Origin of the sequence: Amycolatopsis methanolica 239 (assembly GCF_000739085.1) — a bacterium.
In the GTDB taxonomy this organism is placed as follows: domain Bacteria; phylum Actinomycetota; class Actinomycetes; order Mycobacteriales; family Pseudonocardiaceae; genus Amycolatopsis_E; species Amycolatopsis_E methanolica.
The window spans coordinates 1,466,737-1,490,613 of record NZ_CP009110.1 but is presented as its reverse complement, the minus strand read 5'-3'; the positions used below and the strand labels follow the sequence as shown (position 1 = coordinate 1,490,613).

At 70.7% G+C, this 23,877-nt stretch carries 24 protein-coding genes; 12 read left to right on the top strand and 12 right to left on the bottom strand.

Annotated features, from left to right (window positions below; genetic code table 11):
• Positions 1-49: 49 nt before the first annotated feature.
• Positions 50-901, bottom strand: coding sequence for a lysophospholipid acyltransferase family protein (locus tag AMETH_RS07325; RefSeq protein ID WP_017987416.1), 852 nt, complete (start codon positions 899-901; stop codon positions 50-52).
• Positions 898-1,677 (bottom strand): GNAT family N-acetyltransferase, encoded by a 780-nt coding sequence (locus AMETH_RS07320; protein WP_017987415.1) that lies wholly within the window; start codon positions 1,675-1,677, stop codon positions 898-900. The genes AMETH_RS07325 and AMETH_RS07320 overlap by 4 nt, the downstream gene beginning before the upstream one ends.
• 188 nt (positions 1,678-1,865) lie before the next feature.
• On the opposite strand from AMETH_RS07320, the gene AMETH_RS07315 reads away from it, so the two are divergent.
• A complete protein-coding gene (locus AMETH_RS07315) occupies positions 1,866-3,014 on the top strand; it encodes a mechanosensitive ion channel family protein (protein WP_017987414.1) in 1,149 nt (382 codons plus the stop codon).
• 431 nt (positions 3,015-3,445) lie between these two features.
• Here AMETH_RS07315 and AMETH_RS07310 read toward each other — a convergent pair whose 3' ends face one another.
• Both AMETH_RS07310 and AMETH_RS07305 read right to left on the bottom strand, forming a co-directional pair.
• Positions 3,446-4,402 (bottom strand): electron transfer flavoprotein subunit alpha/FixB family protein, encoded by a 957-nt coding sequence (locus AMETH_RS07310; RefSeq protein WP_017987413.1) that lies wholly within the window; start codon positions 4,400-4,402, stop codon positions 3,446-3,448.
• 18 nt (positions 4,403-4,420) lie between these two features.
• The gene (locus AMETH_RS07305) at positions 4,421-5,206 is read right to left on the bottom strand and encodes an electron transfer flavoprotein subunit beta/FixA family protein (protein ID WP_017987412.1); all 786 of its coding nucleotides are present in this window, start codon (positions 5,204-5,206) and stop codon (positions 4,421-4,423) included.
• Between the two features lie 213 nt (positions 5,207-5,419).
• On the opposite strand from AMETH_RS07305, the gene AMETH_RS07300 reads away from it, so the two are divergent.
• Both AMETH_RS07300 and AMETH_RS38610 read left to right on the top strand, forming a co-directional pair.
• A complete protein-coding gene (locus tag AMETH_RS07300) occupies positions 5,420-6,262 on the top strand; it encodes a DegV family protein (protein ID WP_017987411.1) in 843 nt (280 codons plus the stop codon).
• Between the two features lie 71 nt (positions 6,263-6,333).
• Complete coding sequence (locus tag AMETH_RS38610) at positions 6,334-6,504, top strand: hypothetical protein (protein ID WP_017987410.1); 171 nt, start codon at positions 6,334-6,336, stop codon at positions 6,502-6,504.
• On the opposite strand, the gene AMETH_RS07295 is transcribed toward AMETH_RS38610, so the two are convergent.
• Complete coding sequence (locus tag AMETH_RS07295; protein WP_017987409.1) at positions 6,464-6,892, bottom strand: hypothetical protein; 429 nt, start codon at positions 6,890-6,892, stop codon at positions 6,464-6,466. The two genes, AMETH_RS38610 and AMETH_RS07295, sit on opposite strands and share 41 nt — an antisense overlap.
• Before the next feature lie 142 nt (positions 6,893-7,034).
• On the opposite strand from AMETH_RS07295, the gene AMETH_RS07290 reads away from it, so the two are divergent.
• The 4 genes from AMETH_RS07290 to AMETH_RS07275 all read left to right on the top strand — a co-directional run bounded on the left by AMETH_RS07290 (position 7,035) and on the right by AMETH_RS07275 (position 11,781).
• Complete coding sequence (locus tag AMETH_RS07290; RefSeq protein ID WP_017987408.1) at positions 7,035-7,844, top strand: ATP-binding protein; 810 nt, start codon at positions 7,035-7,037, stop codon at positions 7,842-7,844.
• A gap of 22 nt (positions 7,845-7,866) precedes the next feature.
• Positions 7,867-8,634 (top strand): class I SAM-dependent methyltransferase, encoded by a 768-nt coding sequence (locus AMETH_RS07285; protein WP_017987407.1) that lies wholly within the window; start codon positions 7,867-7,869, stop codon positions 8,632-8,634.
• Positions 8,631-10,112 carry a 1,4-alpha-glucan branching protein domain-containing protein gene (locus tag AMETH_RS07280; RefSeq protein ID WP_017987406.1) on the top strand — a complete coding sequence of 494 codons (1,482 nt, stop codon included), beginning with the start codon at positions 8,631-8,633 and terminating at the stop codon, positions 10,110-10,112. The genes AMETH_RS07285 and AMETH_RS07280 overlap by 4 nt, the downstream gene beginning before the upstream one ends.
• A 340-nt stretch (positions 10,113-10,452) precedes the next feature.
• The gene (locus AMETH_RS07275) at positions 10,453-11,781 is read left to right on the top strand and encodes a glycosyltransferase family 4 protein (RefSeq protein WP_017987405.1); all 1,329 of its coding nucleotides are present in this window, start codon (positions 10,453-10,455) and stop codon (positions 11,779-11,781) included.
• Between the two features lie 86 nt (positions 11,782-11,867).
• On the opposite strand, the gene AMETH_RS07270 is transcribed toward AMETH_RS07275, so the two are convergent.
• Positions 11,868-12,359 (bottom strand): GNAT family N-acetyltransferase, encoded by a 492-nt coding sequence (locus AMETH_RS07270; RefSeq protein WP_017987404.1) that lies wholly within the window; start codon positions 12,357-12,359, stop codon positions 11,868-11,870.
• A gap of 391 nt (positions 12,360-12,750) precedes the next feature.
• Positions 12,751-13,209 (bottom strand): nuclear transport factor 2 family protein, encoded by a 459-nt coding sequence (locus AMETH_RS07265; protein ID WP_017987403.1) that lies wholly within the window; start codon positions 13,207-13,209, stop codon positions 12,751-12,753.
• 88 nt (positions 13,210-13,297) lie between these two features.
• Here AMETH_RS07265 and AMETH_RS07260 point away from each other — a divergent pair, with 88 nt between their 5' ends.
• Complete coding sequence (locus tag AMETH_RS07260) at positions 13,298-13,843, top strand: TetR/AcrR family transcriptional regulator (RefSeq protein WP_017987402.1); 546 nt, start codon at positions 13,298-13,300, stop codon at positions 13,841-13,843.
• 639 nt (positions 13,844-14,482) lie between these two features.
• Here the strand turns inward: AMETH_RS07260 and AMETH_RS07255 are convergent.
• From AMETH_RS07255 to aceA, 3 genes are all read right to left on the bottom strand, one after another.
• A complete protein-coding gene (locus tag AMETH_RS07255; RefSeq protein WP_017987401.1) occupies positions 14,483-15,274 on the bottom strand; it encodes a S1 family peptidase in 792 nt (263 codons plus the stop codon).
• A 227-nt stretch (positions 15,275-15,501) separates the two neighbouring features.
• Positions 15,502-17,109, bottom strand: coding sequence for a malate synthase A (gene aceB / locus AMETH_RS07250; RefSeq protein ID WP_017987400.1), 1,608 nt, complete (start codon positions 17,107-17,109; stop codon positions 15,502-15,504).
• A 66-nt stretch (positions 17,110-17,175) separates the two neighbouring features.
• Complete coding sequence (gene aceA, locus AMETH_RS07245; protein ID WP_017987399.1) at positions 17,176-18,462, bottom strand: isocitrate lyase; 1,287 nt, start codon at positions 18,460-18,462, stop codon at positions 17,176-17,178.
• Positions 18,463-18,689: 227 nt separating this feature from the next.
• On the opposite strand from aceA, the gene AMETH_RS07240 reads away from it, so the two are divergent.
• A complete protein-coding gene (locus AMETH_RS07240; RefSeq protein WP_017987398.1) occupies positions 18,690-20,114 on the top strand; it encodes a short-chain fatty acyl-CoA regulator family protein in 1,425 nt (474 codons plus the stop codon).
• Positions 20,115-20,123: 9 nt separating this feature from the next.
• Positions 20,124-20,639, top strand: a complete 516-nt coding sequence (locus AMETH_RS07235) for an NADPH-dependent FMN reductase (RefSeq protein ID WP_017987397.1) — start codon at positions 20,124-20,126, stop codon at positions 20,637-20,639.
• 16 nt (positions 20,640-20,655) lie between these two features.
• Here the strand turns inward: AMETH_RS07235 and AMETH_RS07230 are convergent, their stop codons facing one another.
• Complete coding sequence (locus AMETH_RS07230) at positions 20,656-21,414, bottom strand: acyltransferase (protein WP_017987396.1); 759 nt, start codon at positions 21,412-21,414, stop codon at positions 20,656-20,658.
• 11 nt (positions 21,415-21,425) lie between these two features.
• Here AMETH_RS07230 and AMETH_RS07225 point away from each other — a divergent pair, with 11 nt between their 5' ends.
• Entirely contained in the window at positions 21,426-22,388 is a 963-nt protein-coding gene (locus AMETH_RS07225) for a nucleoside hydrolase (protein ID WP_017987395.1), read from the top strand.
• A gap of 18 nt (positions 22,389-22,406) precedes the next feature.
• Here the strand turns inward: AMETH_RS07225 and AMETH_RS07220 are convergent, their stop codons facing one another.
• Positions 22,407-22,811, bottom strand: coding sequence for a VOC family protein (locus AMETH_RS07220; RefSeq protein WP_017987394.1), 405 nt, complete (start codon positions 22,809-22,811; stop codon positions 22,407-22,409).
• Between the two features lie 83 nt (positions 22,812-22,894).
• On the opposite strand from AMETH_RS07220, the gene AMETH_RS07215 reads away from it, so the two are divergent.
• The gene (locus AMETH_RS07215; RefSeq protein WP_017987393.1) at positions 22,895-23,866 is read left to right on the top strand and encodes a helix-turn-helix transcriptional regulator; all 972 of its coding nucleotides are present in this window, start codon (positions 22,895-22,897) and stop codon (positions 23,864-23,866) included.
• Positions 23,867-23,877: the final 11 nt, after the last annotated feature.

Here is a 23,877-nt window from a genome sequence, read left to right as displayed (position 1 = left end):
CTCCCGCAACCCGACTCATCCGGGCGTAGCGAAGCGAAACCGGCGCCGTTCAGATACGCGCGTAGCGCCTCGCCCCAACCGCCCGCTGCGAAGGCAAGGCCACATTCCCCAACGCAGCCTGCACCGACGCCTCGGCCAGCGCAGCCAGCTCCCGCCGATCCGCGGCACGCCCCGGCGCGATCTCCCCGCACACGGTCACCTCGAGCACCAGCCCGCGCAGCGCCGCGACCCGTTTCAGCGAATCGATCAGCGACTCCGGCCCGATGAACGCGGGCTGCGTCGTCTCGCGGCCGTCAGCCATCCGGTACCGCAGTGCGAGCGGCCGCACCGGGACGCCGGCGTCGATCGCGGCCTGGAAGGTCGCCGGGCGGAACCGGCCGGACGCCAGCCCGCACCAAGTCGTGCCCTCGGGCGTGACGTTCACCAGCGAACCCGCCCGCAGCGCCGCGGCGAGTTCGTCGATTGTGGACGGCAGCGTCGACAGCCGTTCGCGGTCCAGGAAGATGCTGCCGCCGCGCGCGACGAGCGTGCCCAGCACCGGCCAGCCCGCGATCTCCCGCTTCGCCAGCGCACGCATCGGGCGCACCGCGTTGACCGCCACGATGTCCAGCCACGAGATGTGGTTGTTCACCACCAGCGCTCCGCGGCCCCCGCCGTCCAGCGGCTCGCCCCGGACCACCAGCCGCACGCCGAACGCCCGCAGCACGCCGCGGAACACCAGGCACACCACCGAATCCCGGCACCGCGGCACGAACATCGCAGGCAGGGCACCGAAAGCCAGCAACACCACGCCGAGAGCGGCGGTGAACCGCAGCGCCCGCCGCACCCCGCCGACCGATGGCGCGCCCGGTGTCAGGCACCCGTCGCCGCACGGCGAAGCGGGCATCCAGGGGTGGCTCATGCCTGGTTCCCGAGGAAGAACTTGAGGTAGCGCTCGTCCATCTGCTGCAGGTCGAGCAGGGTGAAGAAGTCGGCGACGGCGAAGTCCGGGTCGTGCGCCGGCGGGCCGCACACCTTCGCGCCGAGGCGGGTGTAGCCCTTGATCAGCGGCGGCAGCAACGCACGGGCCGGGCGGGCGATGTCCGCGTCCTGCCATGGTTTCAACGGCGTCACGCGCTGAGACTCGGGCGCGTAGTGCTTGGCGCGGAGGAGATCCCACACGCCCGCGGCATAGGAACCGCCGTCGGTGAGCGGGACCGAAGCGCAGCCGCCGAGGTAGCGGTGGCCGGAGAGCAGCATGTACCGCCCGATCCCGGCCCACACCAGGCTCACCACGGCGCCGGTGCGGTGGTCGGGGTGCACGCAGGAGCGGCCGGTCTCGACCAGGGAGCCGCGCAGGCCGGCGAGGTTGGACAGGTCGAACTCGGTTTCCGCGTACAGTCCGCCGGCCCGCTCGGCGCGTCCCGGCGGGAGCATCCGGTAGGTGCCGACGATCTCGCCGGTGTTGTCGTCGCGCACCACGAGGTGGTCGCAGAACTCGTCGAACCGGTCAGCGTCCACGCCGGGCGCGGAGTGCAGGGTGGCCCCCATCTCCTCGGCGAAGACCTGGTAGCGGAGCCGTTGGGCGGCAACCACTTCGTCGTTGTCGTAGGCGACGAGGAGGGAGTAGCGGGCAGCGCCATCTGGCAGCTGGCCGTCCTGGCTGTCGGTGCTGACGAGCAACTGGGACCGCGTCATGCCTGTAGGTGTACCGGCGGGAAGGAAACCGCCAGGAGGTTCATCGCGTGACCACCTCGTGCACGTTGGATGAACCGCGGGTTCTCAGGGTTCTCTCAGGAAGCCGCGCGTGATCAGGCTCAAGTCATGAGATCGACACGCTCGGGGTATGACCCCACGGGACGTGGTGCCGACCGGAAGTGAGAGGGATGTCCGGCAGCTGGTTGCGGATCGTGGTGGCTCTCGGCGTGGCGGCCGTGGTGTTCGGCCTGTTCCTGGCCGTGGAGTACGTGCTGCGGCGGGTCCTGCGACGGCTCGGTCAGCGCGCGACCGTGCTCGGCGAGCTCGCCGAGCACATCCACGCGCCGCTGCGGTGGTTCGGCGCGATGGTGGTCCTGCGCATCACCGTGCTCGTCGCGTTGCCCACCGGGTCCTGGCGCAACGTCACCTCGCACGTGCTGACGCTGGCGCTGATCGGCACCGGCGCGTGGCTGCTCGCCGGCGTGCTGACCGCGATCGAGCAGACGATGCTCGGCCGGTGGCGCGTCGACGTCGCCGACAACCGGCACGCGCGGCGCATGCAGACGCAGATCCGGCTGGTGCGGCGGGTGATCGTCGCCGCGATCGCGGTGATCGCGCTCGGTGCGATGCTGATGACGTTCCCCGGGCTGCGCACGGCGGGCACCAGCCTGCTGGCCTCCGCCGGTGTCATCGGCGCGATCGCCGCGCTGGCCGCGCAGTCGCTGCTGGGCAACGTGTTCGCCGGGCTGCAGATCGCGTTCAGCGACGCCATCCGGCTGGACGACGTCGTGATCGTGGAGAACGAGTGGGGCCGCGTCGAGGACATCACGCTGACCTACCTGGTGGTGCACCTGTGGGACGACCGGCGGCTGGTCATCCCGACCGCGCAGTTCATGTCCCAACCGTTCGAGAACTGGACCCGCCGCGACGCCGCGCTGCTCGGAACGGTGGAGCTGGACGTCGACTGGACGTTGCCGGTCGACGAGATGCGCGACGAGCTGCGGCGGATCCTGGAGTCGACCGACCTGTGGGACGGCCGGGTGAGCGTGCTGCAGGTGACCGACGCGACGCACACCCTGGTACGGGTGCGGGCCCTGGTGAGCGCGGTGGACGCCGGCACGCTGTGGGACCTGCGCTGCCTGGTGCGCGAACAGCTGGTGCAGTGGGTCCGGGGCAAGCACCCCTACGCCGTGCCGCGGCTGCGCGCCGAGCAGGTGCCGAGCACTCCCGTCAGGCGCGTGGAGGACAGCGCGCCCGATCACGACGCCCGCGTCTTCGGCGACAGCGTGGACGGCCTGGTGCGCGAGCACGCCTTCAACGGGCCGCGGAAGGCTTGACGCGGCACGCGGTCGACTGCATGTGTCCGATGCCGATCAGGCGTGCGCGGAGCAGATCGCGGAGGACCTTCCGCCGACGTCCCTCGTCGAGCTCGGCGGCGGCCGGGTTCAGCTCGACGGCCGCGTCCCAGAAGGTTCACAGCATCCCCGTGCCGTCCGCGTAGTCCCACACTTAGGCGGCGACGGTGGCGCCGGGCGGATGGCCCCGGTGAGCACCGCGGTCCCGCGGCCGACGTCCAGCCAGCGCTTCCCGCCCGGCACGGCGAGGCGGCGCAGGAACTGCTCCGCCACGAGCGCGCTCCAGCGGCCCATGTGCGTCTCGTACGCGCCACCCGGCGGTCCAGGCGTCCGCTGGGGGAGGTAGGCCCGGAAACGCCGACGGGCCACCGCCGGGGAATTCCGGCGGTGGCCCGTGAGGCATCAGGCGAACCTCAGCCCTTGCGCTTGGTGACCTCTTCGGTCAGCTGCGGCGCGACGTTGAACAGGTCGCCGACCACACCGAAGTCGGCGATCTCGAAGATCGGCGCCTCCGGGTCCTTGTTGACCGCGACGATGGTCTTCGAGGTCTGCATGCCGGCGCGGTGCTGGATCGCACCGGAAATGCCGAGCGCGACGTACAGCTGCGGCGACACCGTCTTACCGGTCTGCCCCACCTGGAACTGCGCCGGGTAGTAGCCAGAGTCGACCGCGGCACGCGACGCGCCGACAGCCGCGCCGAGCGAGTCGGCCAGCTTCTCCACGACCTCGAACTTCTCGGCCGAACCGACACCGCGGCCACCGGACACCACAATCGTGGCCTCGGTCAGCTCGGGGCGGTCACCGCCGACGACCGGCTCGACACCGGTGATCTTCGCGGACTTGGCGGCGTCGACCGCGGGCAGCTCGACGGACTCCTCGGCCGCCGCACCCTCGGCCTGCGAAGCCTCGACCGCACCCGGGCGCACCGAGATGATCGGCAGGCCCTGGGCCTTGGACTTCACCGAGTACGCGCCACCGAAAATGGACTGCTCCACGGTGCCGTCGGAGTTGACACCCACGGCGTCGTAGATCAGGCCGCCGCCGACGCGGATCGCCAGACGGCCGGATACCTCCTTGCCCTCGGCGGACGCGGTGACGATCACCGCCGCCGGGGAGGCCTGCTCGACCAGCTTGGCCAGAGCGTCGACCTTCGGGGTCACCAGGTAGTTCGCGGCGTCCTCGGACTCGGCCACGTACACCTTCTGCGCGCCGTAGGCGCCCAGCTGCTCCTTGAACTTGCCGGCGGTGCCCGGGGCGCCGACGACGACGGCCGACGGCTCGCCCAGCTCGCGCGCGGCGGTCAGCGCTTCGAACGTGGTCTTCTTCAGCTCGCCGTTGAGGTGGTCGACGAGAACCAGAACTTCAGCCATTGCTCCGTTGCTCCTGCCTCAGATGATCTTCTGGCCGACCAGGTACTCGGCGATCTTGCTGCCGCCGTCACCCTCGTCCTCGACGCGCTCACCCGCGGTGCGCGGGGGCTTCGGGGCCGCTTCGACCACAGTGGACAGCGCGCTGCCGAGGCCGACGGCGCCCGCGTCGACGCCCAGGTCGGCGATCGTCAGCGTCTCCACCGGCTTCTTCTTCGCGGCCATGATGCCCTTGAAGGACGGGTAACGCGGCTCGTTGATCTTCTCGGTGACGCTCACCAGCGCGGGCAGGCTCGCCTCGAGGTGGGTCAGGCCGTCGTCGGTCTCCCGGTCGGCCTTGACGGTGGTGCCCTCGACGGTCAGCGACCGGACCTGGGTCAGCTGCGGCAGCCCGAGGAGCTCGGCCAGCATCGCGGGAACGGCGCCGGCGCGGCCGTCCGAAGCCTCGTTGCCCGCGATGACCAGGTCGAAGCCCTCGACCTTGCCGACGGCGGCGGCGAGCACCTTGGCGGTGGCCACGGCGTCGGAGCCGTGCAGGGCCTCGTCCGAGACGTGGATGGCCTTGTCCGCGCCCATCGAGAGGGCCTTGCGGATGGCGTCGGTCGCGCGCTCCGGGCCCACCGAGATCACGGTGACCTCGCCCTCGCCGGCTTCCTTGATCTTCAGCGCTTCTTCGACCGCCTTCTCGTTGATCTCGTCGAGAACGGCGTCGGCGGACTCGCGGTCGAGCGTGTGGTCACCATCGGAGAGCTTGCGCTCCGAATAGGTGTCCGGCACCTGCTTGACCAGGACAACAATGTTCGTCATTGGTCCCCTTCGACCTCCCTGAACCAGCCTTACTGGTCGGTAGCGTAGGGAGATTTCAGCCCCGACGCGCCCCGAGGTGACGGCATTCACCCGGAATCCCGATTTATCGGGACGATCGTTCAGCTTTATCTCCGATGCGCCCAGGCTACTCCGAGTGGACGCTTGCGCGGACGGGTTACCCCCGATGGTGCGTTCGGTCTAACCTGACTTCCCGTGCCCAACCACGTCGCCGTAGTGACCGACTCGACCGCCTCCCTGCCGGAGCAACTGCGCAAGCAATGGGACATCACGGTCATCCAGCTGCAGCTGCAGGTGGGCGACCAGGTCGACGAGGAGAACCGGTTCGACCGCGGCGAGCTGACCGAGGCGCTGAAGTCCGGGCAGCGGGTGAGCACAAACCCGCCGGATCCCGGCGCCTTCTTCTGGGCCTACCAGGACGCCGCCGCGGCGGGCGCGAGCGCGATCGTGAGCCTGCACATCTCCGAGCGCATGTCGGCGACGCTGGCGTCCGCGCGCGAGGCGGCGCGGCAGGTGCAGATCCCGGTGTACCCGCTGGACAGCGGCACGACCGGGATGAGCCTCGGCTTCGCCGTGCTGTCCGCGGCCAGGGCCGCCGCGGCGGGCGGACGGGTCGAGCGGGTGATCGAGGCGGCGCAACGGCGGTTCGCCACCAGCAGCGAACTGCTCTACGTGGACACGCTGGAGTACCTGCGCCGCGGCGGCCGGATCGGCAGCGCGGCCGCGCTGCTGGGCACCGCGCTGTCGATCAAGCCGCTGCTCACCGTGCGCGAGGGCGAGGTGGCCCCGCTCACGCGGGCCGCCGGCAGCAGGCGGGCGCTCGCGAAGCTCGTCGACCTGGCCGCCGCACGGGCCGGCAATATGCCCACCGACCTGGCGATCTCCTGCTTCCGCCCCAGCGAGCGCGAGCTGATGCTGGTACAGCAGCTGCGCGACCGAATCCCGAACGTGACCGAGCTGAGCATCGTCGAGGCCAGCACGGTGATCGGCGCACACGTCGGCCCCGGTGCGCTGAGCATCACGGTCTCGCCCGGGTAGCCGTGGAACCAGCGGGGTAACCCGTCCGTTGACACGGTGACGAAACCGGCATACCGCCCCGGAGGACGGACATGGCTTCGCTGTTCAACAAGATCGCCCGATTCGCCAACTCCCCGCAGGGCAAGCGCGCCATCCGGCAGGCGCAGCAGTTCGCCAACGACCCCCGCCGCCGCGCGCAGGCCAAGTCGGCCATCGCCAAGCTCAAGGCACGCGTGAGCGGGCACGGTCGCCGGCCGTACTGACCTTCCCCGGCCACACCACGACCGCCAGCGCGAGCAGGGCCAGCCCGGGCAGCGCGACCGCGTTGATCACCTGGTCCAGCGGCTGGAACACGTGCAGGTGCGTCAGGTGGTAGATCGCGTGCGGCACCGAGAAGACCAGCCACGCGACACCGGCCAGGCGCGCGGCGGTCGGAGTCCGCACGACGATCGCCCCGATCGTCACCGCGCCGAGTGCCAGAAACATCGAGCCCACGTCGCGGATCAGGTGCTCGTTGTAGGGGCCGTCGAGCGAGATCCAGATCGGCCGGATCACCGGGAAGTCGCCGTAGAAGCTCTCCGGCAGGACCGCTGCCCAGAAGCCCACCACGAGGCCGGTCAGCGCGAGCAGTGTGAGAATTCCGAGTCGCATGCCATGAGGACTGCGCAGCCGTCCGGAACGTGACAGCCGGAAGTTGTTGGATCGTTTCCGCCGGAACCGTAACGGAGTAGCTTGCTCACCCGATAGGGTTACGCCTCAGCTCGCACTGCTGCTACTGAGGGGAGCCGTCACGGTGCACACGGCTACGAGCGTCCGGGACGACCAGCACATCCAGCCCGACCTCCGCCGCTTCGCCGCGGTGCCCTTCGACAGCAGACCGGTGGCGACCGCGACCGAGGCCGACCTGGACGTGCGCCTGTTCCGCACCACCTACCTGCCGTCGTTCGTGGCGAGCGAGGCACTGGAGGAAAATTCCCGTCCGGTCGAGAAGGACCTCGCGTGGCTGCGGCTGACGACGCCGGGCGGCGTGCCGACCGCGCTCGGGGTGCTGACGATCGGACGCGACCCGAGCGCGCACGTGCCCGGCGCCTACGTCCAGTTCGTCCGCTACCAGGGCCTCGACCCGGACGCGCCGGTCGCCGACCAGCAGGAACTGCGCGGCAACCTGGTGGAGACCGCGGTGCGGCTGAGCGCGCTGCTCAGCGGCCACCTGCGGACGCGGCTGGCCGACGGCGAGGGCTTCCGCGAGGAGCAGCTGCCGGACTACCCGCTGGAGGCCCTGCGGGAGACGTGCATGAACGCGGTGATGCACCGCAACTACGAGACCTCGCACGCGCCGGTGCGGATCAGCTGGTTCGACGACCGCATCGAGGTGACCAACCCGGGCGGCCCGTACGGGCAGGTCCGGCCGGACAACTTCGACCGCGTGCACGACTACCGCAACCCGAACCTGGCGCGTGCGATGAAGGCGCTGGGCTACGTCAACCGCTTCGGCCGCGGCATCTTCCGGATCCGCTCGGCGATGGCGAAGGCGGGCAACCCGGTGCCCGAGTTCCGCGTCGACGCCTCGTCGTGGTCGGTCGTGCTGCGGAAGTGGCCCTGACTCACCCAGTAGTGTCGCCGGGGTGAGTACGTCGCGCGCCGAAGCACTGCACCTGACCGGGGAACGCACGGTCCCGGGCATCGCCGAGGAGAACTACTGGTTCCGGCGGCACGAGGCGGCCTACCACGCGCTGCTGCCGTGGTGCGCCGGCGCCGTGGTGCTGGAGGCCGGCTGCGGTGAGGGCTACGGCGCCGGGCTGATCGCCTCGACGGCGAAAGCCGTGCTCGCGCTCGACTACGACCAGCCGACCACCGAGCACGTCGCCCGGCGTTACCCCCAGGTGTGGACAGTCCGGGGGAACCTGGTGCGGCTGCCGCTGCGCGACGGGGCCGCCGACGTGATCACGAACTTCCAGGTGATCGAGCACCTGTGGGACCAGGGCGCGTTCCTGGCGGAGTGCCTGCGCGTGCTGCGGCCGGGCGGGCGGCTGCTCGTCACGACGCCGAACCGGATCACGTTCACCCCGGACAGCGACACGCCCCTGAACCCGTTCCACACCAGGGAACTCTCGGCAGACGAGCTGGATTCGCTGTTACGCGAGGCGGGTTTCGCGGTCGAGCTGATGCACGGCCTGCACCACGGGCCGGGCGTGCGGGAGCTGGACGCACGGTACGGCGGGTCGATCATCGACGCGCAGCTGGAGGTCGTGATGGGGCACCTGCCGGGGCAGGCGCCGTGGCCGCCGGAGCTGCTGGCGGACGTCGCGGCGATCCGCGCTGCCGACTTCGAGATCCACGGCGAGCGCGTGGACGAGAGCCTGGACCTGGTCGCGGTGGCGGTGCGGCCATGACCGGGGAGGGGACGTTCTGCCTGGTGCTGCACAGTCACCTGCCATGGCTGCCGCACCACGGGTCGTGGCCGGTCGGCGAGGAGTGGCTGTACCAGGCGTGGGCGCACTCGTACCTGCCGGTGGTGGACCTGCTGCGGCGGTTCGCGGCGGAGGGCAGGCGGGACGTGCTGACGCTCGGGGTGACGCCGGTGCTCGCGGCCCAGCTGGACGATCCATACGCGTTGCGGGCGTTCCACGAATGGCTCGGGCACTGGCAGTTGCGGACGGTGCAGGCCGGGACGCTGTGGCGGGAGGACCCGTTGCTGCGGGAACTGGCGGCGGCGGAGTACCGCACGGCGACACGGTCGCTGGAGGACTTCGAAACGCGGTGGCGGCACGGCTTTTCGCCGCTGCTGCGGTCCCTTGTGGACTCGGGCGTGGTGGAGTTGCTCGGCGGCCCGTACGCGCACCCGTTCCAGCCGTTGCTCCAGCCGCGGGTCCGGTCGTTCATGTTGCGTGGTGGTCTGGCGGACACCGAGTTGCGGATCGGGCACCGGCCGGCGGGGATCTGGGCGCCGGAGTGCGGTTACGCGCCGGGCATGGAGGAGGACTACGCGGCGGCCGGCGTGCGGCGGTTCCTGGTGGACGGCCCGTCGCTGCACGGGGACACGGCGTTCGCGCGGCCGGTGGGTTCGACGGATGTGTTGTGCTTCGGGCGGGACCTGGCGGTCACGTACCGGGTGTGGTCGCCGCGGGCGGGTTATCCGGGGCACGCGAACTACCGGGATTTCCACACGTGGGCGCACGAGGTGGGGTTGAAGCCGTCGCGGGTGACGGGCAAGCAGGTGGAGCCCGCGGACAAGGCGCCGTACGACCCGGCGCTGGCGGCGGACACCCTGCGGGCGCACGTGAAGGACTTCGTGGAGACGGTGGTGTCGCGGCTGCGTGCGTTGCGTTCATTGCACGGCCGGGAAGCGCTGGTCGTGGCGGCTTACGACACCGAGTTGTTCGGTCACTGGTGGCACGAGGGCCCGGCGTGGCTGGAGGGCGTGCTGCGGGCGCTGCCGGAGGCGGGCGTGCGGGTGACGACTTTGCAGGGCGCGGTTTCGGCGGGGCTCGTCGGTGCGCCCGTGGAGTTGCCCGCGTCGTCGTGGGGTTCGGGCAAGGACTGGCGCGTCTGGGACGGCGAGCAGGTGGCCGACATGGTGGCGGACAACGCGGCGCTGCAGCAGCGGTTGCTGGCCCTCCCCCGCGCCGAGACGCGCGACCGGGTGGCGGACTGGGCAGTCGGCGAGGCGACGATGGCCCTGTCGAGCGACTGGGCGTTCATGGTGACGAAGGACTCCGCGGCGGACTACGCCCGCCGGCGCGCGGCCGTGCACACCGCACGTTTCGACGAACTGGCGAGCCTGATCGGCCGCGGCCCGCTCCCGCCGGCGGTGGAGCGCTGGGCGCGGGAGGACAACCCCTTCGGGCAACTGGACGCGCGGCAGCTCTGAGGCCTCGCCAACCGGACAACCTGAACCGTCGCCCCCTGTATCGACTCCCCGCTGCCGACAACACCACTCGCCGCCCCGGGCCGGCCGCCCGGCCCACTCCCCTCACGCCCGGCCACACCCTGCTCGCCCGGTCCTGCGGCACGCCCGGCCGCCCGTCCTCTCCCCTGCACGCCCGGTCCCGCCGCCACCCCCTGCACGCCCGACGCGGCCACTCCCCTTCACGCCCGGCAATCCCAGCCCACCACCGCGTCCTCACCCGTCATGTGATCGACATCACCCGCCGGCATCGCGCGTCGTCGGGCGGTTCAGTTCTTAGTTGACCAGTGAGTAACCTCCTGTCATGCGTGTGCTGATGCTGTCCTGGGAGTACCCGCCCGTCGTGGTCGGTGGGCTGGCCCGCCACGTGCACGCGCTGGCCCGGCACCTCGCCCAGGACGGGCACGACGTCGTGGTCCTCTCCCGGCACCCGGCAGGCACCGACGCCCACACGCATCCGACGACGGACCTGGTGGTCGAGGGTGTGCGCATCATCCGCGTCGCCGAGGACCCGATGCACGTGACGTTCGAGCGGGACCTCGTGGCGTGGACGCTCGCGATGGGCCACGGCATGGTGCGCGCGGGGCTGGAGCTGGCCCGGTCGTGGCAGCCGGACGTCGTGCACGCCCACGACTGGCTGGTGGCGCACCCGGCGATCAGCCTGGCCGGGGCGCTGCGGCGCCCGCTGGTCGGGACGATCCACGCGACCGAGGCCGGCCGGCATTCGGGGTGGTTGTCGCAGCCGCTGAACCAGCAGGTGCACTCCGTGGAGTGGTGGCTGGCGAACCGGTCGGACGCGCTGATCACGTGTTCGCAGGCGATGCGCGCCGAGGTCGCGAAGCTGTTCGAGGTGTCGGCGGACGACATCACGGTCATCCACAACGGCATCGAGGAGCGCGGCTGGCAGGTCGCGGCGGATGAGGTCGCGCGGGCGCGGGAGAAGTACGCGCCGGGTGGTGAGCCGTTGCTGTTGTTCTTCGGGCGCCTGGAATGGGAGAAGGGCGTCCAGGACCTGGTGTCGGCGCTGCCGAAGATCCGGCGCGCGCACCGCGGCACGCGGCTCGTGGTCGCCGGGCGGGGGCGGCACCTGGACGAGCTGGTCAAGCAGGCGCGGCGGATGCGGATGCAGCACGCGGTCGAGTTCGCCGGGCACCTGCGGGACCGGGAGCTGCGGGCGGTGCTGGCGGCGGCGGACGCGGTGGTGCTGCCGAGCCGGTATGAGCCGTTCGGGATCGTCGCCCTGGAAGCGGCGGCCGCGCGGGCGCCGCTGGTGGCTTCGACGGCCGGTGGGCTGGGTGAGGTCGTCGTCGACGGGGTCACCGGGTTGTCCTTCGCGCCCGGGGATGTGCCCGCGCTGACGGCGGCCGTGAACTCGGTGCTGCGGGACCGCGCCGCCGCGGAGAGCCGCGCACGGACCGCGCAGGCCCGCCTCGCCGACGACTTCGACTGGGCCCGAATCGCGGCGACCACCGCGGAGGTCTACCGCAAGGCCCGCGTCCGCGAGCACGGCGAGCTGGGACGCCCCAAGATCCCGACGGGCAACGTGCTCAACCCCGAACCGCCACCGGTGGTCGTCGAGCGGAAGACCACCGCCGCGGCGCGGAAAAGCGCGCCGAGGAAGCCGGCGCACTGAAGTCGTCCTCGGACCTTCGCGGTTGAGAAGTGGCCCAACGCGCGCCCCGCAACGAGCAGCGGTCGGTCGCGTGACTGCGGTTGTCATCAGCGCACAACGCGCTCGAAAACCAGCCAGGGCCCGTCAGGCAGTTGTGGTCCGTCGACCTTGAGGAATCCGCTCGTCGCAACCAGGCGCTGGGAGACGGTGTTGTGCGGCCGGATCACCGCGCGCACGACCCGGACGTCGGGTTCACGCACGGCGCGAGCGACGAGTTCCGCCAGCGCGGCGCGGGCGAATCCGCGTCGGCGCCAAACCGGTTCGATCTCGTAGGTCACCTCGTCGACGCCCTGCTCGTCCGGCGGCCCGTGGTAGCCGGCGCGACCGACCACGCCGTCCGGCCCGGCGATGGCACCGGCGAGCCAGTCGGTCGCGCGCGGGTCGGCACGGACACGGGCGCTCGCCCGGCCCCAGCCCGGTAGCCAGCGCGGGTCCACGAAGTACGGCGTCAGCTCGACGGGCGCGACACGGTTCGCCGCGGCGAGATCCCCGGCGGCGAGAGCGTGATAGGTGTCCGGAGGCAACGGAACGACGCGCACGCCCTACCGTCGCAGCCCGGCCGCTCACCTGTCGATCGAATTTGCCATCGGGACACCTGCCGCGCCCGGAGCCCGCCACGCTCGCCGCTGAGTCTCGGCGGACTCCCACCTGACCCCGTCGGCCCGCGCCGCGCGGTGGCGCAGCCACACGCCCCCTCGCCCATCGCCTCCGTCCCACTGCCTCCGGGCGTGCGTCGCCGTCCACCGCCGCCCGTGCCGCGCGCGAAACCCCGGTGCCCCAGGGGTCTGCGGCCTTACCGGCCGCCCCGGGATCGGCAAGGCTGGGATCATGCACGCCTGGCGAGTGTTCCGGCCCGGGCCCGCGGGCATCCGCAAGTTCGAACTCCGCAACGAAACACAGCGCCGGAACTTCCGCTGCCCTTGCGGCCGTTCAGAACACCGGCAACAGCTGCCCACGCTCGGATTCCGGGCGGGGGCCGAAGATGCGGCGCTCGGCCTCCGAGATGGGCCTGTCGTCAATGCTCGCCTCGCGTCGGCGCATCAGGCCGTTCTCGGTGAACTCCCAGAGCTCGTTGCCGTAGCTGCGCCACCACTGGCCCTCGGCGTCGTGGCATTCGTACTGGAAGCGCACGGCGATCCGGTTGCCGCGGAAGCCCCACAGCTCCTTGCGCAGCGCGTAGTCCAGCTCGCGTTCCCACTTGCGGCGCAGGAACTCGACGATCGCGTCGCGGCCGACGACGTGCTGGTCGCGGTTGCGCCAGACCGACTCCGGCGTGTAGGCCAGCGCGACCTTCTCCGGGTCCCTGGTGTTCCAGGCGTCCTCGGCGGCCTGGACCTTTTGCGCGGCGGTGGCCTCGTCGAACGGCGGGAACGGCGGACGGTCGGACATGGGGCAACCCCAATCTGGAGAACGCACGTTCTCCACTCGTACGCTACAGTAGAGAACGCACGTTCTCCACGCAAGGGGCGGGACCGGGATGGATCACGACGAGGCACGCGTGCGGCTGCTCGACACGGCCGAAGAGCTCTTCTACGCGCGCGGCATCCGGGCGGTGGGCATGGATGCCATCCGCTCGGGTTCGGGCGTCTCGTTGAAGCGGCTGTACCAGTGCTTCCCGGCGAAGAGCGATCTCGTCGAGGCCTACCTGCGCCGCCGCGACGAGCGCTGGCGGCGGTCGCTGGCGGACTACGTGTCGGCGCAGCCGCCGGAAGACGCTGTCCCGGCGGTGTTCGACTGGCTGCGGCAGTGGTTCAGCGAGGACGACTTCCGGGGGTGCGCGTTCATCAACTCCTTCGGCGAACTGGGCGACGGGTCACCTCGTGTCGCTGCGGTGGTGCGCGAGCACAAGGACCTGGTGCGGGAGTACCTGCGCGCCCTGGCCGGCTCCGACGAGCTGGGCGACCAGATCTTCGCGCTGGTCGAAGGCGCGACGGTGATCGCGGGCATCACCGGCGATCCGGACGCCGCCGAGAGCGCCAAGACTGCGGCGGTGGCACTGCTTCGGGCTTTCGCCGAGAGGTGAGGCCGGGGCGGATTGACCTCCTTGCTTGTGGAATCGGGTAATCCGGCCTAATTTGCCGGGTTTGGTTACGGGAGACGGTTGACGGCGAGCTTCGGCAAGGTGGGGTCTTGCGGGGACGGCCTGGACGAGGCTGTTTGCAGAAGTGGGCGCCGTTGAGTGGGCTGCGAGTTGCCTCCCAGCCCACCCCCTGCGGTCGTATCGCCTCCGGTGAGGCGCCAAAACGAGCCCAAGGGGTAGGCGCCGTCAGCACCACACCTCTAGTGGAGCCACACCACCGGCGCCGCGTCTCGAGCCACGCCATGCCCCCGGCGGCGAACCTCCAGGGAAGGCACTGCCACCAGCACCGCGCTCCCATCGGTCCCGTGCAGTCAGCACCACGCCTCCAGGGAAACCACGCCCTCTGCACCGTGCGTCAGGCCGAGTCAGTCAACGGGACCACGGGAGGCGGTACCGACGGCGAGACGGCATGACGCACCTCTCCTGGAACGGATGCGACGGGGCCGGTGACGACGGCGCGAAGCATCTCGTGAGGGGCGCACGTCGGCGCACCGCTGACGGCGAAGATGACACGAGGTGCCCCTCGCACAGCGGCATGGGGCAGAGCCGCTGGCGAGAGTGCGAGGCGTGAGCGGGTGCGCGTCAGGGCAGTACTTCCGCTGGGGTCAGCTGGGCTTGCAGCTCGTCGTGGTAGGAGCCGACCCGGGCGTAGACTCCGGGCTTTCCTGGCTCGGCACAGCCTTCGCCCCAGGAGACGACTCCCACGACCCGTCCGGCGGCCACCAGTGGGCCTCCCGAGTCGCCCTGGCAGGTGTCCACCCCGCCCTCCGGGTAGCCGGCACAGACCATCGCCTCGGGGCTGTACTGCTGGGGGTACGCCTTCGTGCAGTAGTCGTCACTCGTGACGGGCACGGTCGCCTTCAGCAGGACGTCCGACGAATCGCCCATCGGCTCGGTGTTGCCCCAGCCCAGGATCGTCGCCTCGGTGCCGGCCTGGTAGCCGGGGTCGTCCTTCGTCGCCAGTGGCAGCGGCTGCGCCGTCAACGGCTGCGTCAGGGTCAGCAGCGCCACGTCGTAGCCCTGCGTGGCGTCCTTGAACTGGGGATGCACCCACACGTGGGACACAGTGGACACCGTCCCGTCCCGGCCGCTCAGCTGCGTCCGTCCACTGACGACTCGCAGCGACGGCGGGCTCTCCCCCTGCGCGCAGTGCGCCGCTGTCAGCACTTTGTCCGCCGCGACCAGCGTCCCGCCGCAGAACTGGAGGCCGGTGGCATCGGTCAGCGCAACCGTGAACGGGTACTCCGCGATGTTCGCGGGCTTGCCACCGACGATGCCGGGCTCCGCGTGCGCGGCCGGCACGCACACACACGCGGCGACCAAACTCGCGAGAACCACGATCGAACGGGTGAAACGGCGGACTGCAGGGATCATTACCAGCTCCTTCGGCGCCCTGGTGAACGGTTTCGCAGTCCAGGATTGCGCGTCGGGAGGGTTCTACACATCTACCAAAAGACAGAAATTTTGCGGACAGGTCGGGCCCGGTAGGTGGAGCATACCTACCGGGCCCGAGTGTCCGCGCTGTCCGGCCACAGCCAGCGCGAGCCGGTTCTCCCCGTCAGGAGAGGGAAAACCGGGGTCCTCTCGGCACAGACAGAGCTCTAGACCAGATCCGTCAGGTAGCGCGCGTACGCGCCGGTGGTCAGGAAGTTCGGCAGCTTCTCGCCGAGCGCCGTCTCGACGAAGATCTCGCGAGCATCGTCCAGTTTGGCCTCCGGGCCCAGGTCGGCCCGGACCGACGCGAGCTCCTCGTCCAGCATGGTCCGGACCAGCGACTCGGTCACCGCCGTGCCGTCGTCGAGCTTCGTGCCGTTGCGGATCCACTGCCACACCTGCGCCCGGGCGATCTCCGCGGTCGCGGCGTCCTCCATCAGGCCGAAGATCGCGGCGGCGCCGGTCCCCCGCAGCCACGAGTCCACATAGCGCAGAGCGACGTTGATGTTCGCCCGCACACCCTTTTCGGTGACTTCGCCGCCGGCGCTCGCCACGTTCAGCAGATCCTCGGCGGTCACCGAAACGTCCTCGCGCGTCCGGCCGAGCTGGTTCGGCCACCCGCCCAGCACGTCGTCGAAGACCTCGCGGCAGACCGGGACCAGACCGGGGTGCGCGACCCACGAGCCGTCGAAGCCGTCGCGCGCCTCGCGTTCCTTGTCCTGGCGGACCTTCTCGAACGCCAGCGCGTTCGCCTCCGGGTCCTTGCTCGGGATGAACGCCGCCATGCCGCCGATCGCGTGGGCGCCGCGCTTGTGGCAGGTCCGGACCAGCAGCTCGGTGTATGCGCGCATGAACGGCGCGGTCATCGTGACCTCGGCGCGGTCGGGCAGCACGAAGTCCGCGCCCGCGTCGCCGAAGTTCTTGATGATCGAGAAGATGTAGTCCCACCGGCCCGCGTTCAGGCCGGCCGCGTGCTCACGCAGCTCGAACAGGATCTCGTCCATCTCGAACGCCGCGCTGATCGTCTCGATCAGGACGGTCGCGCGGATCGTCCCCTGCGGGATGCCCAGCTCCTGCTGCGCGAGGCGGAACACGTCGTTCCACAGCCGCGCCTCGAGGTGGTTCTCCAGCTTGGGCAGGTAGAAGTACGGCCCGCTGCCCCGCGCCAGCAGCTGGCGCGCGTTGTGAAACAGGTACAGCCCGAAGTCCACCAGGCTCGCCGAGACCGGCCGCCCGTCGATGCGCAGGTGCTTCTCGACCAGGTGCCATCCACGCGGGCGAACGACGATCGTCGCGGGGTTGTCGCAGATCGTGTAGCGCTTGCCCGACTCGGTGGTGAAGTCGATGTCGCGCCGGATGGCGTCGAACAGGTTCAGCTGCCCGCCGACGATGTTCGACCAGGTCGGCGAGGTCGCGTCCTCGAAGTCGGCCAGCCACACCTTCGCGCCGGAGTTCAGCGCGTTCACGGTCATCTTGCGGTCGGTCGGGCCGGTGATCTCCACACGCCGGTCCTCGAGGCCGGGCGCCGCGGGCGCCACCTGCCAGGAGTCGTCGTTGCGGATCCAGCGGGTCTCCGGCCGGAAGTCGAGCACCTCGTCACCGCTGGCGAGCTTCTCCCGCCGCAGCCGCCGCTCGTCGAGCAGCTCGCGCCGCCGACCGGCGAACTCGTTGTCCAGCCGCGCGATGAAGGCCAGCGCCGCCGGGGTGAGGATCTCGTCGTACCGCTCGCCGGCCGGGCCGGCGACCTCGATCTGCGAGGTGAACCTGTGGGACATGGCAAGCCTTCCTGGAGGGGCCGCGAGCGGCCAGGGCGAGCGCGCCCTGGCCGCTCGCGACTTCTTCTAGAACTGGGCTTCTTCGGTGGAGCCGGTGAGCGCGGTGGTCGAGCTCTCCGGGTTCAGCGCGGTGCTGACCAGGTCGAACCAGCCGGTGCCGACCTCGCGCTGGTGCTTCGTGGCGGTGTAGCCCCGCTCCTCCGAAGCGAACTCGCGCTCCTGCAGGTCGACGTAGGCGGTCATGCCCTCGCGGGCGTAGCCGTGCGCCAGGTCGAACATCGAGTAGTTCAGCGCGTGGAAGCCGGCCAGCGTGATGAACTGGAACTTGTAGCCCATGTGGCCCAGCTCGCGCTGGAACTTCGCGATGGTCGCGTCGTCCAGGTGCTTCTTCCAGTTGAAGGACGGCGAGCAGTTGTAGGCCAGCATCTGGTCCGGGTACTTGGCCTTGATCGCCTCGGCGTACTGGCGGGCGACCTCGAGGTCCGGCGTGGAGGTCTCCATCCACAGCAGGTCGGCGTACTCGGCGTAGGCCAGGCCGCGGTCGATGCAGGGCTCGATGCCGTTGCGGACCTTGTAGAAGCCCTCGGAGGTGCGCTCGCCGGTGATGTACTTCCGGTCGCGCTCGTCCACGTCGCTGGTGATCAGCGTGGCGGCCTGCGCGTCGGTGCGGGCGACGACCAGGGTCGGCACGTTCAGTACGTCGGCCGCGAGGCGGGCCGCGTTCAGGGTGCGCTCGTGCTGCTTGGTCGGGATCAGCACCTTGCCGCCGAGGTGGCCACACTTCTTCTCGGACGCGAGCTGGTCCTCCCAGTGCACACCCGCGGCGCCGGCGGCGATCATGCCCTTCATCAGCTCGAACGCGTTCAGCGGGCCACCGAAGCCGGCCTCGGCGTCAGCGACGATCGGCGCGTACCAGTCGATGTCGTTGTTGCCCTCGGCCCAGTTGATCTGGTCGGCGCGGCCCAGCGCGTTGTTGATGCGGCGGACGACGGCCGGGACCGAGTTGGCCGGGTACAGGCTCTGGTCCGGGTAGGTCTGGCCCGCGAGGTTCGCGTCGGCCGCGACCTGCCAGCCGGACAGGTAGATGGCCTTCAGGCCGGCGCGCACCTGCTGGACGGCCTGGTTGCCGGTCAGCGCGCCGAGGGCGTGGACGTAGTCCTCGGTGTGCAGCAGGTTCCAGAGCTTCTCGGCGCCGCGGCGGGCCAGCGTGTGCTCCTCGACGACGCTGCCCCGCAGCTTCACCACGTCGGCCGCGCTGTAGGAGCGCTTGACACCCTTCCACCGGGGGTCCGACGCCCACTGCTGCTCGAGCTTCGCGGCTTCCTGCTGCAACTCGTTGGGCTGCTCTGCCATGGGAGTTCTCCACCTTTGCGAACTTTGCGATGACTCGCTTGCTTGGAACGACCATGACATGCGCTGCGCAAACACCGCCAGCGCTCCAATTTGCCAATTTCTGCGAATTTGGGCGTAGCATGTTGTGAAGGTTGCGAAACGAGGTTTCGCAGCCGCTGCAAAGTTCGTGGACTGAATCGGTCACGTGATCGGTGCGGTCGGGAAAAGATCCTCGGGAAGGGCCTGTCGTGGAGAAGACTTTCGCCGGCGCGAAGCTGCGCCACCTACGCGAGAGCCGGTCGATGAGCCAGGCGGACCTGGCCAGGTTGCTGGAGATCAGCCCCAGCTACCTGAACCAGATCGAGCACAACTCGCGTCCCTTGACCGTTCCAGTGCTGCTGCGCATCACCGAGGCGTTCGGGGTCGACACCGAGTTCTTCGCCAACAACGACACCAGCCGCCTGGTCGCCGACGTGCGCGAAGCGCTGCTCGACGAGGCGCTCGGCGTCGAGGCCACGACCAGCGAGCTCAACGAGCTGGCCACCAACCTGCCGACCATCGCGCAGGCACTGGTTCGGCTGCACCGCAGCTACCGGGCGGCGGTGGAGAGCACGGCCGCGCTGGTCACCGAGAACGGCATGGGCCCGCACGGCAGCGCCGCCGCGCCCCTGCCCCACGAGGAAGTCCGCGACTTCTTCTACGAGCGCGAGAACTACGTCGCCGAGCTGGACGAACGCGCCGAGCGGATGGCCGAGGACATCGGCCTGCGCCGCGGCGGCGTTCACAAGACTTTGCAGGAGCGGCTCGCCGACCACTACGGCGTGCAGGTGACCAGCGACGGCATCAACGAGGCCGCGGGTGAGCAGCACCGCTACTCCCCCGACTCGAAGATCCTGCGGCTCGCGCCGAGCCTGCGCGTGGGCCAGCGGGCGTTCCGGATGGCTTCGCAGATCGCGTTGCTGGAGTACGACGACCTGATCACCGAGCTGGCGGACTCGTGGGCGTTCTCCGGCCCGGCGGCCCGGTCACTGGCGCGGGTGGGCCTTGCCAACTACTTCGCAGGCGCGCTGATCCTGCCCTACGGCGCGTTCCTGTCCATGGCGGAGAGTTTCCGCTACGACATCGAGCGGTTGTGCGACCACTTCGGCGTCGGGTTCGAGACGGTGTGCCACCGGCTGTCCACCCTGCAGCGGCCCAAGCGGCGCGGCGTGCCGTTCTCGTTCGTGCGGGTGGACCGCGCCGGCAACATGTCGAAGCGGCAGTCCGCGGCGGGCTTCCACTTCTCCCGCGTCGGCGGGTCGTGCCCGCTGTGGAACGTCTACGAGGCGTTCAGCTCGCCGGGCAAGATCCTCACCCAGATCGCGACGCTGCCGGACGGCAAGAGCTACTTCTGGATCGCGCGCACGGTCTCGCGCAACATCGGCGGCTACGGAAGCCCGGGCAAGATGTTCAGCGTCGGCCTCGGCTGCGAACTCCGGCACGCCGGGCGGCTCATCTACTCGACCGGTCTGGACCTCGACGCCAAGGCGGCCGCCACGCCCATCGGCATGGGCTGCAAGGTGTGCGAACGGCCGGCCTGCCCGCAGCGCGCGTTCCCGACGATCGGCAAGCAGCTCACGGTCGACGAGAACACCAGCACCTTCGTCCCGTACCCGGCGGTGCCCAAGGGATAGCGTGGGCGCATGACGACGCTCTGCCGGGTCCTGGCCGTGAGCGGGAGCACGCGGGCGGGCTCGACCAACCCGGCGATGCTCGCCACCGCGCAGGCGATCGCGCCGGAGGGCGCGGTCGCCGAGGTCTACGACGGGCTCCGGTCGTTGCCGCACTTCGACCCGGACGAGGACCGGGACCCGCTCCCGGACGCCGTCGCCGACCTGCGCGGGCGGTTGCGGGAAGCGGACGCGGTGCTGTTCTGCACGCCGGAGTACGCGGGCGCGCTGCCCGGGTCGTTCAAGAACCTGCTCGACTGGGCGGTCGGCTCGGACGCGATGGACGGCAAGCTGGTGGCGAGGATCAACGTGTCGTCGTCGATCACCGGCGCCGCTGGGGCGCACGAGTCACTGCGGACCGTGCTGGGCTACCTGGGCACGCGGATCGTCGAGGAGGCTTGCGTGCACCTCCCGGTGCCGCGGGATGCGATCGGCGCGGATGGCCTGATCGGCGACGAAGCCATCCGCGAGCGGGGCGCGCGGCGCTGACCGCGCTGGCAACGCGCTAAACCCTGTCTTCCAGGGTCTTCTGCAGCGCCTTGTTCGCCTTGCGGGCCATGTCGGCGATGGCCTCGCGGCGTTCGGCGTCGGCTTCGTAGTCGGCGCGGCGGTCACGCACGACGCGCGCCGGGGAGCCGACCGCGATGCCGTAGTCCGGGATGTCGCCGCGCACCACGGCGTGCGCGCCGAGGACGCACCCGCGGCCGACGCGGGTGCCGCGCAGCACCGAGACCTTCGTGCCGATCCAGGTGTCCGGCCCGATGCGCACCGGGGTCTTCACGATCCCCTGGTCCTTGATCGGCAGGTTGATGTCGGTGGTGACGTGGTCGAAGTCGCAGATGTAGACCCAGTCGGCCACCAGGGTCGCCGCGCCGAGCTCGATGTCGAGGTAGCAGTTGACGACGTTCTGGCGCCCGAAGACCGCCTTGTCGCCGATGCGCAATGAACCCTCGTGGCAGCGGATCGCGTTGCCGTCGCCGATGTGGACCCAGCGCCCGATCTCCAGGCGGCCGTAACCGGGGCGGCAGTGGATCTCCACGTCCTTGCCGAGGAAGACCATGCCGCGCAGGATGATGTGCGGGTTCGCCAGCCGGAACTTGAGCAGGCGCCAGTACCGCACCAGGTACCAGGGGGTGTAGGCGCGGTTGCGCAGGACCCAGCGCAGCGAGTCGGCGGTCAGGAACTTCGCCTGACGAGGGTCGCGCCGGGCGCGGCGCCAGGCCTGCACCCGGGACAGCACCGGCGATCCCCACATCGATGTCATAAGTTGACAGTATGCCGACTCCGTTGATCATCGATACCGACCCGGGCGTGGACGACGCCTTCGCGATCGCGCTGGCCGCGCTGAGCGTGGACGTCGAACTGCTGGGGATCACCACGGTTTTCGGCAACGTCCCGCTCGAAGCGACCACCCTCAACGCTCGCCGGGTGCTGGCGCTGTGCGGGCGCGCTGACGTGCCGGTCGCGGCCGGCGCCGCGCGGCCGCTGGTGCACGCCCAGCTGCAGCGAGCCAGCCACGTGCACGGCTCGGACGGGCTGTCCGGGCGGTCGGCCGCGCTGCCCGAGCCGGTCCGGGCGCTGGAGCCCGGCGGGGCGGTGGGCCTGCTGGTTTCGCTGCTGGAAGCGGCCGCGGAGCCGGTCACGATCGCGCCGATCGGGCCGCTCACGAACATCGCGCTGCTGCTCGCGGCGCACCCCGAGGTGCGGGAGAAGATCGCGCGCATCGTCGTCATGGGCGGCGGGCTGGCCGGCGGCAACACCACAGGCGCGGCCGAGTTCAACATCTGGAGCGACCCGGAGGCGGCGCGGCGGGTCCTGGTCGAGGAGCCGGTGCCGTGCGTGCTGGTGCCGATGGACCTGACCTACCGGTGCGCGGTGGACAGCACGTGGCTCGGCAAGCTGGCCGCGTCCGGGCCGATCGGCACCGCGCTGGAAGCGCTGACGCCGGACTACCTGGCGCACTACCGCAAGGCTCTTGGGTGGGACGGGATCGTGCTGCACGACGCGGTCGCGGTGGCGGAGGCGATCCGGCCCGGGATCCTGCAGACGGAGAGCTATCCCATCGAGGTGGAGTGCTCGCAAGGCCCCGCGCGCGGCGCGACGCTGGTCGACCGGCGGCGGCAGGCGCTGCGCGCGGACGCGGAAGGTGATGTCGCGCCGGGGCGGGTCGAGGTGTCCGTGGACACCGACCTGGAAGGCCTGCGGGGCTTCATCCTGGAGCGGCTTGCGCAGGGCTGACAGCCCGGGGACCGGTCGTCAACGGGTGAGCCTCGCCCTGGCCTCTTCGGTGAGCGGCGCGAAGAAGTTGACCAGGTTGCCGTCGGGGTCGCGGAACAGCAGCGAGCGGTTGCCCCAGGGCATGGTCGTCGGCTTCTGCACGATCTCGGGGACGACCGCCAGCGACGTCAGCCGTTCGTACGCCTGGTCCACGTCCTCGACGACGAACTCGAGGATCGCGGTCCGGTTCCACTCGGGCACGGCCGCCCCGGGGCTGAACAGCGACGTCGTCTCGGCGCCGCCGATCGCGAGCGTGCACGAGGAACCGGCGAACTCGGCGAACTGCTCGGCGAGCCACCGCGCCCGCAGGCCGGTCACCTGCTCGTAGAACTCGGCAAGACGGGCGACATCGCGGGTGATGACACGGACGGAGACAAGCTGCACGGCGGGTCCTTTCTCGGAGGGGACACCGGCCACGCTAAAGGCGATAGTGGACAGGATCCGCCCGGTATTGCGAGGATCTTCGGGTGACCCGGCCGACCGCCCGTGTGCTGGCAATGCTGGAGATCCTCCAGAGCGGCGGAACCCGGACCGTTGCCGAACTCGCCGGGCGGCTCGACGTCGACGAGCGCACCGTCCGCCGCTACGTCGATCACCTCCGCGACCTCGACGTCCCGGTCCGCACGGTGCGCGGGCGACACGGCGGGTACCGGCTGTCGCCCGGCTACCGGATGCCCCCGCTCATGCTCACCGACGAGGAGGCGCTCGCCGTCCTGCTCGGTCTCGTCGCGGGGCGGCGAGCCGGCCTGATCACAACATCGGTCGCGGCCGCGGAGAGCGCGGCCGCGAAGATCCGGCGGGTGCTGCCCGACGCCGTCGGGTGGCGGCTCGACGCGCTGCTGGAGATCGCCGGTTTCACCGCGCCCCCACGACCGGCGCTGACGGCGGAGGCCGGGGTGCTGCTCACCGTCGCGGAGGCAGCGCGGGATCGCCGGCCGGTCGAAATCGCTTACACCGCGGGGCATGGCGGCGCCAGCGAACGCGTCGTCCACCCGTACGGGGTGGTGGCGCATTCCGGCCGGTGGTACCTGAACGGCTTCGACTCGGCCAGCGGGCAGGTGCGCACGTTCCGGATCGACCGGATCAGAACCGTCGAAATGGGCGCCGGTGCGTTCGACGTACCGGCGGGTTTCGATCCCGCCGAACGGGTGCTCAGCGCCCTCGCCAAGGCGCCGTACGAGCACGAGGTGTCCGTGCGGATCAGGTCGACGCCCGAACGAATCCGCTCCGTCTTCCCACCGTCCGTCGCGTCGCTGGAGACCGGCGGCGATGCCTGGGTGCGGGCCCGGATACGGGCGCAGCGACTCGACTGGATACCGCCCCTGCTCGCGGCGCTCGACCAGCCGTTCGTCGTCGAGCAGCCCGCCGCACTTCGCGCCCTGGTCACAGCACTGGCGGATCGGCTGGCCCGCCAAGCCGGAGCACGACCGGACGACTGATCACCGCAAGG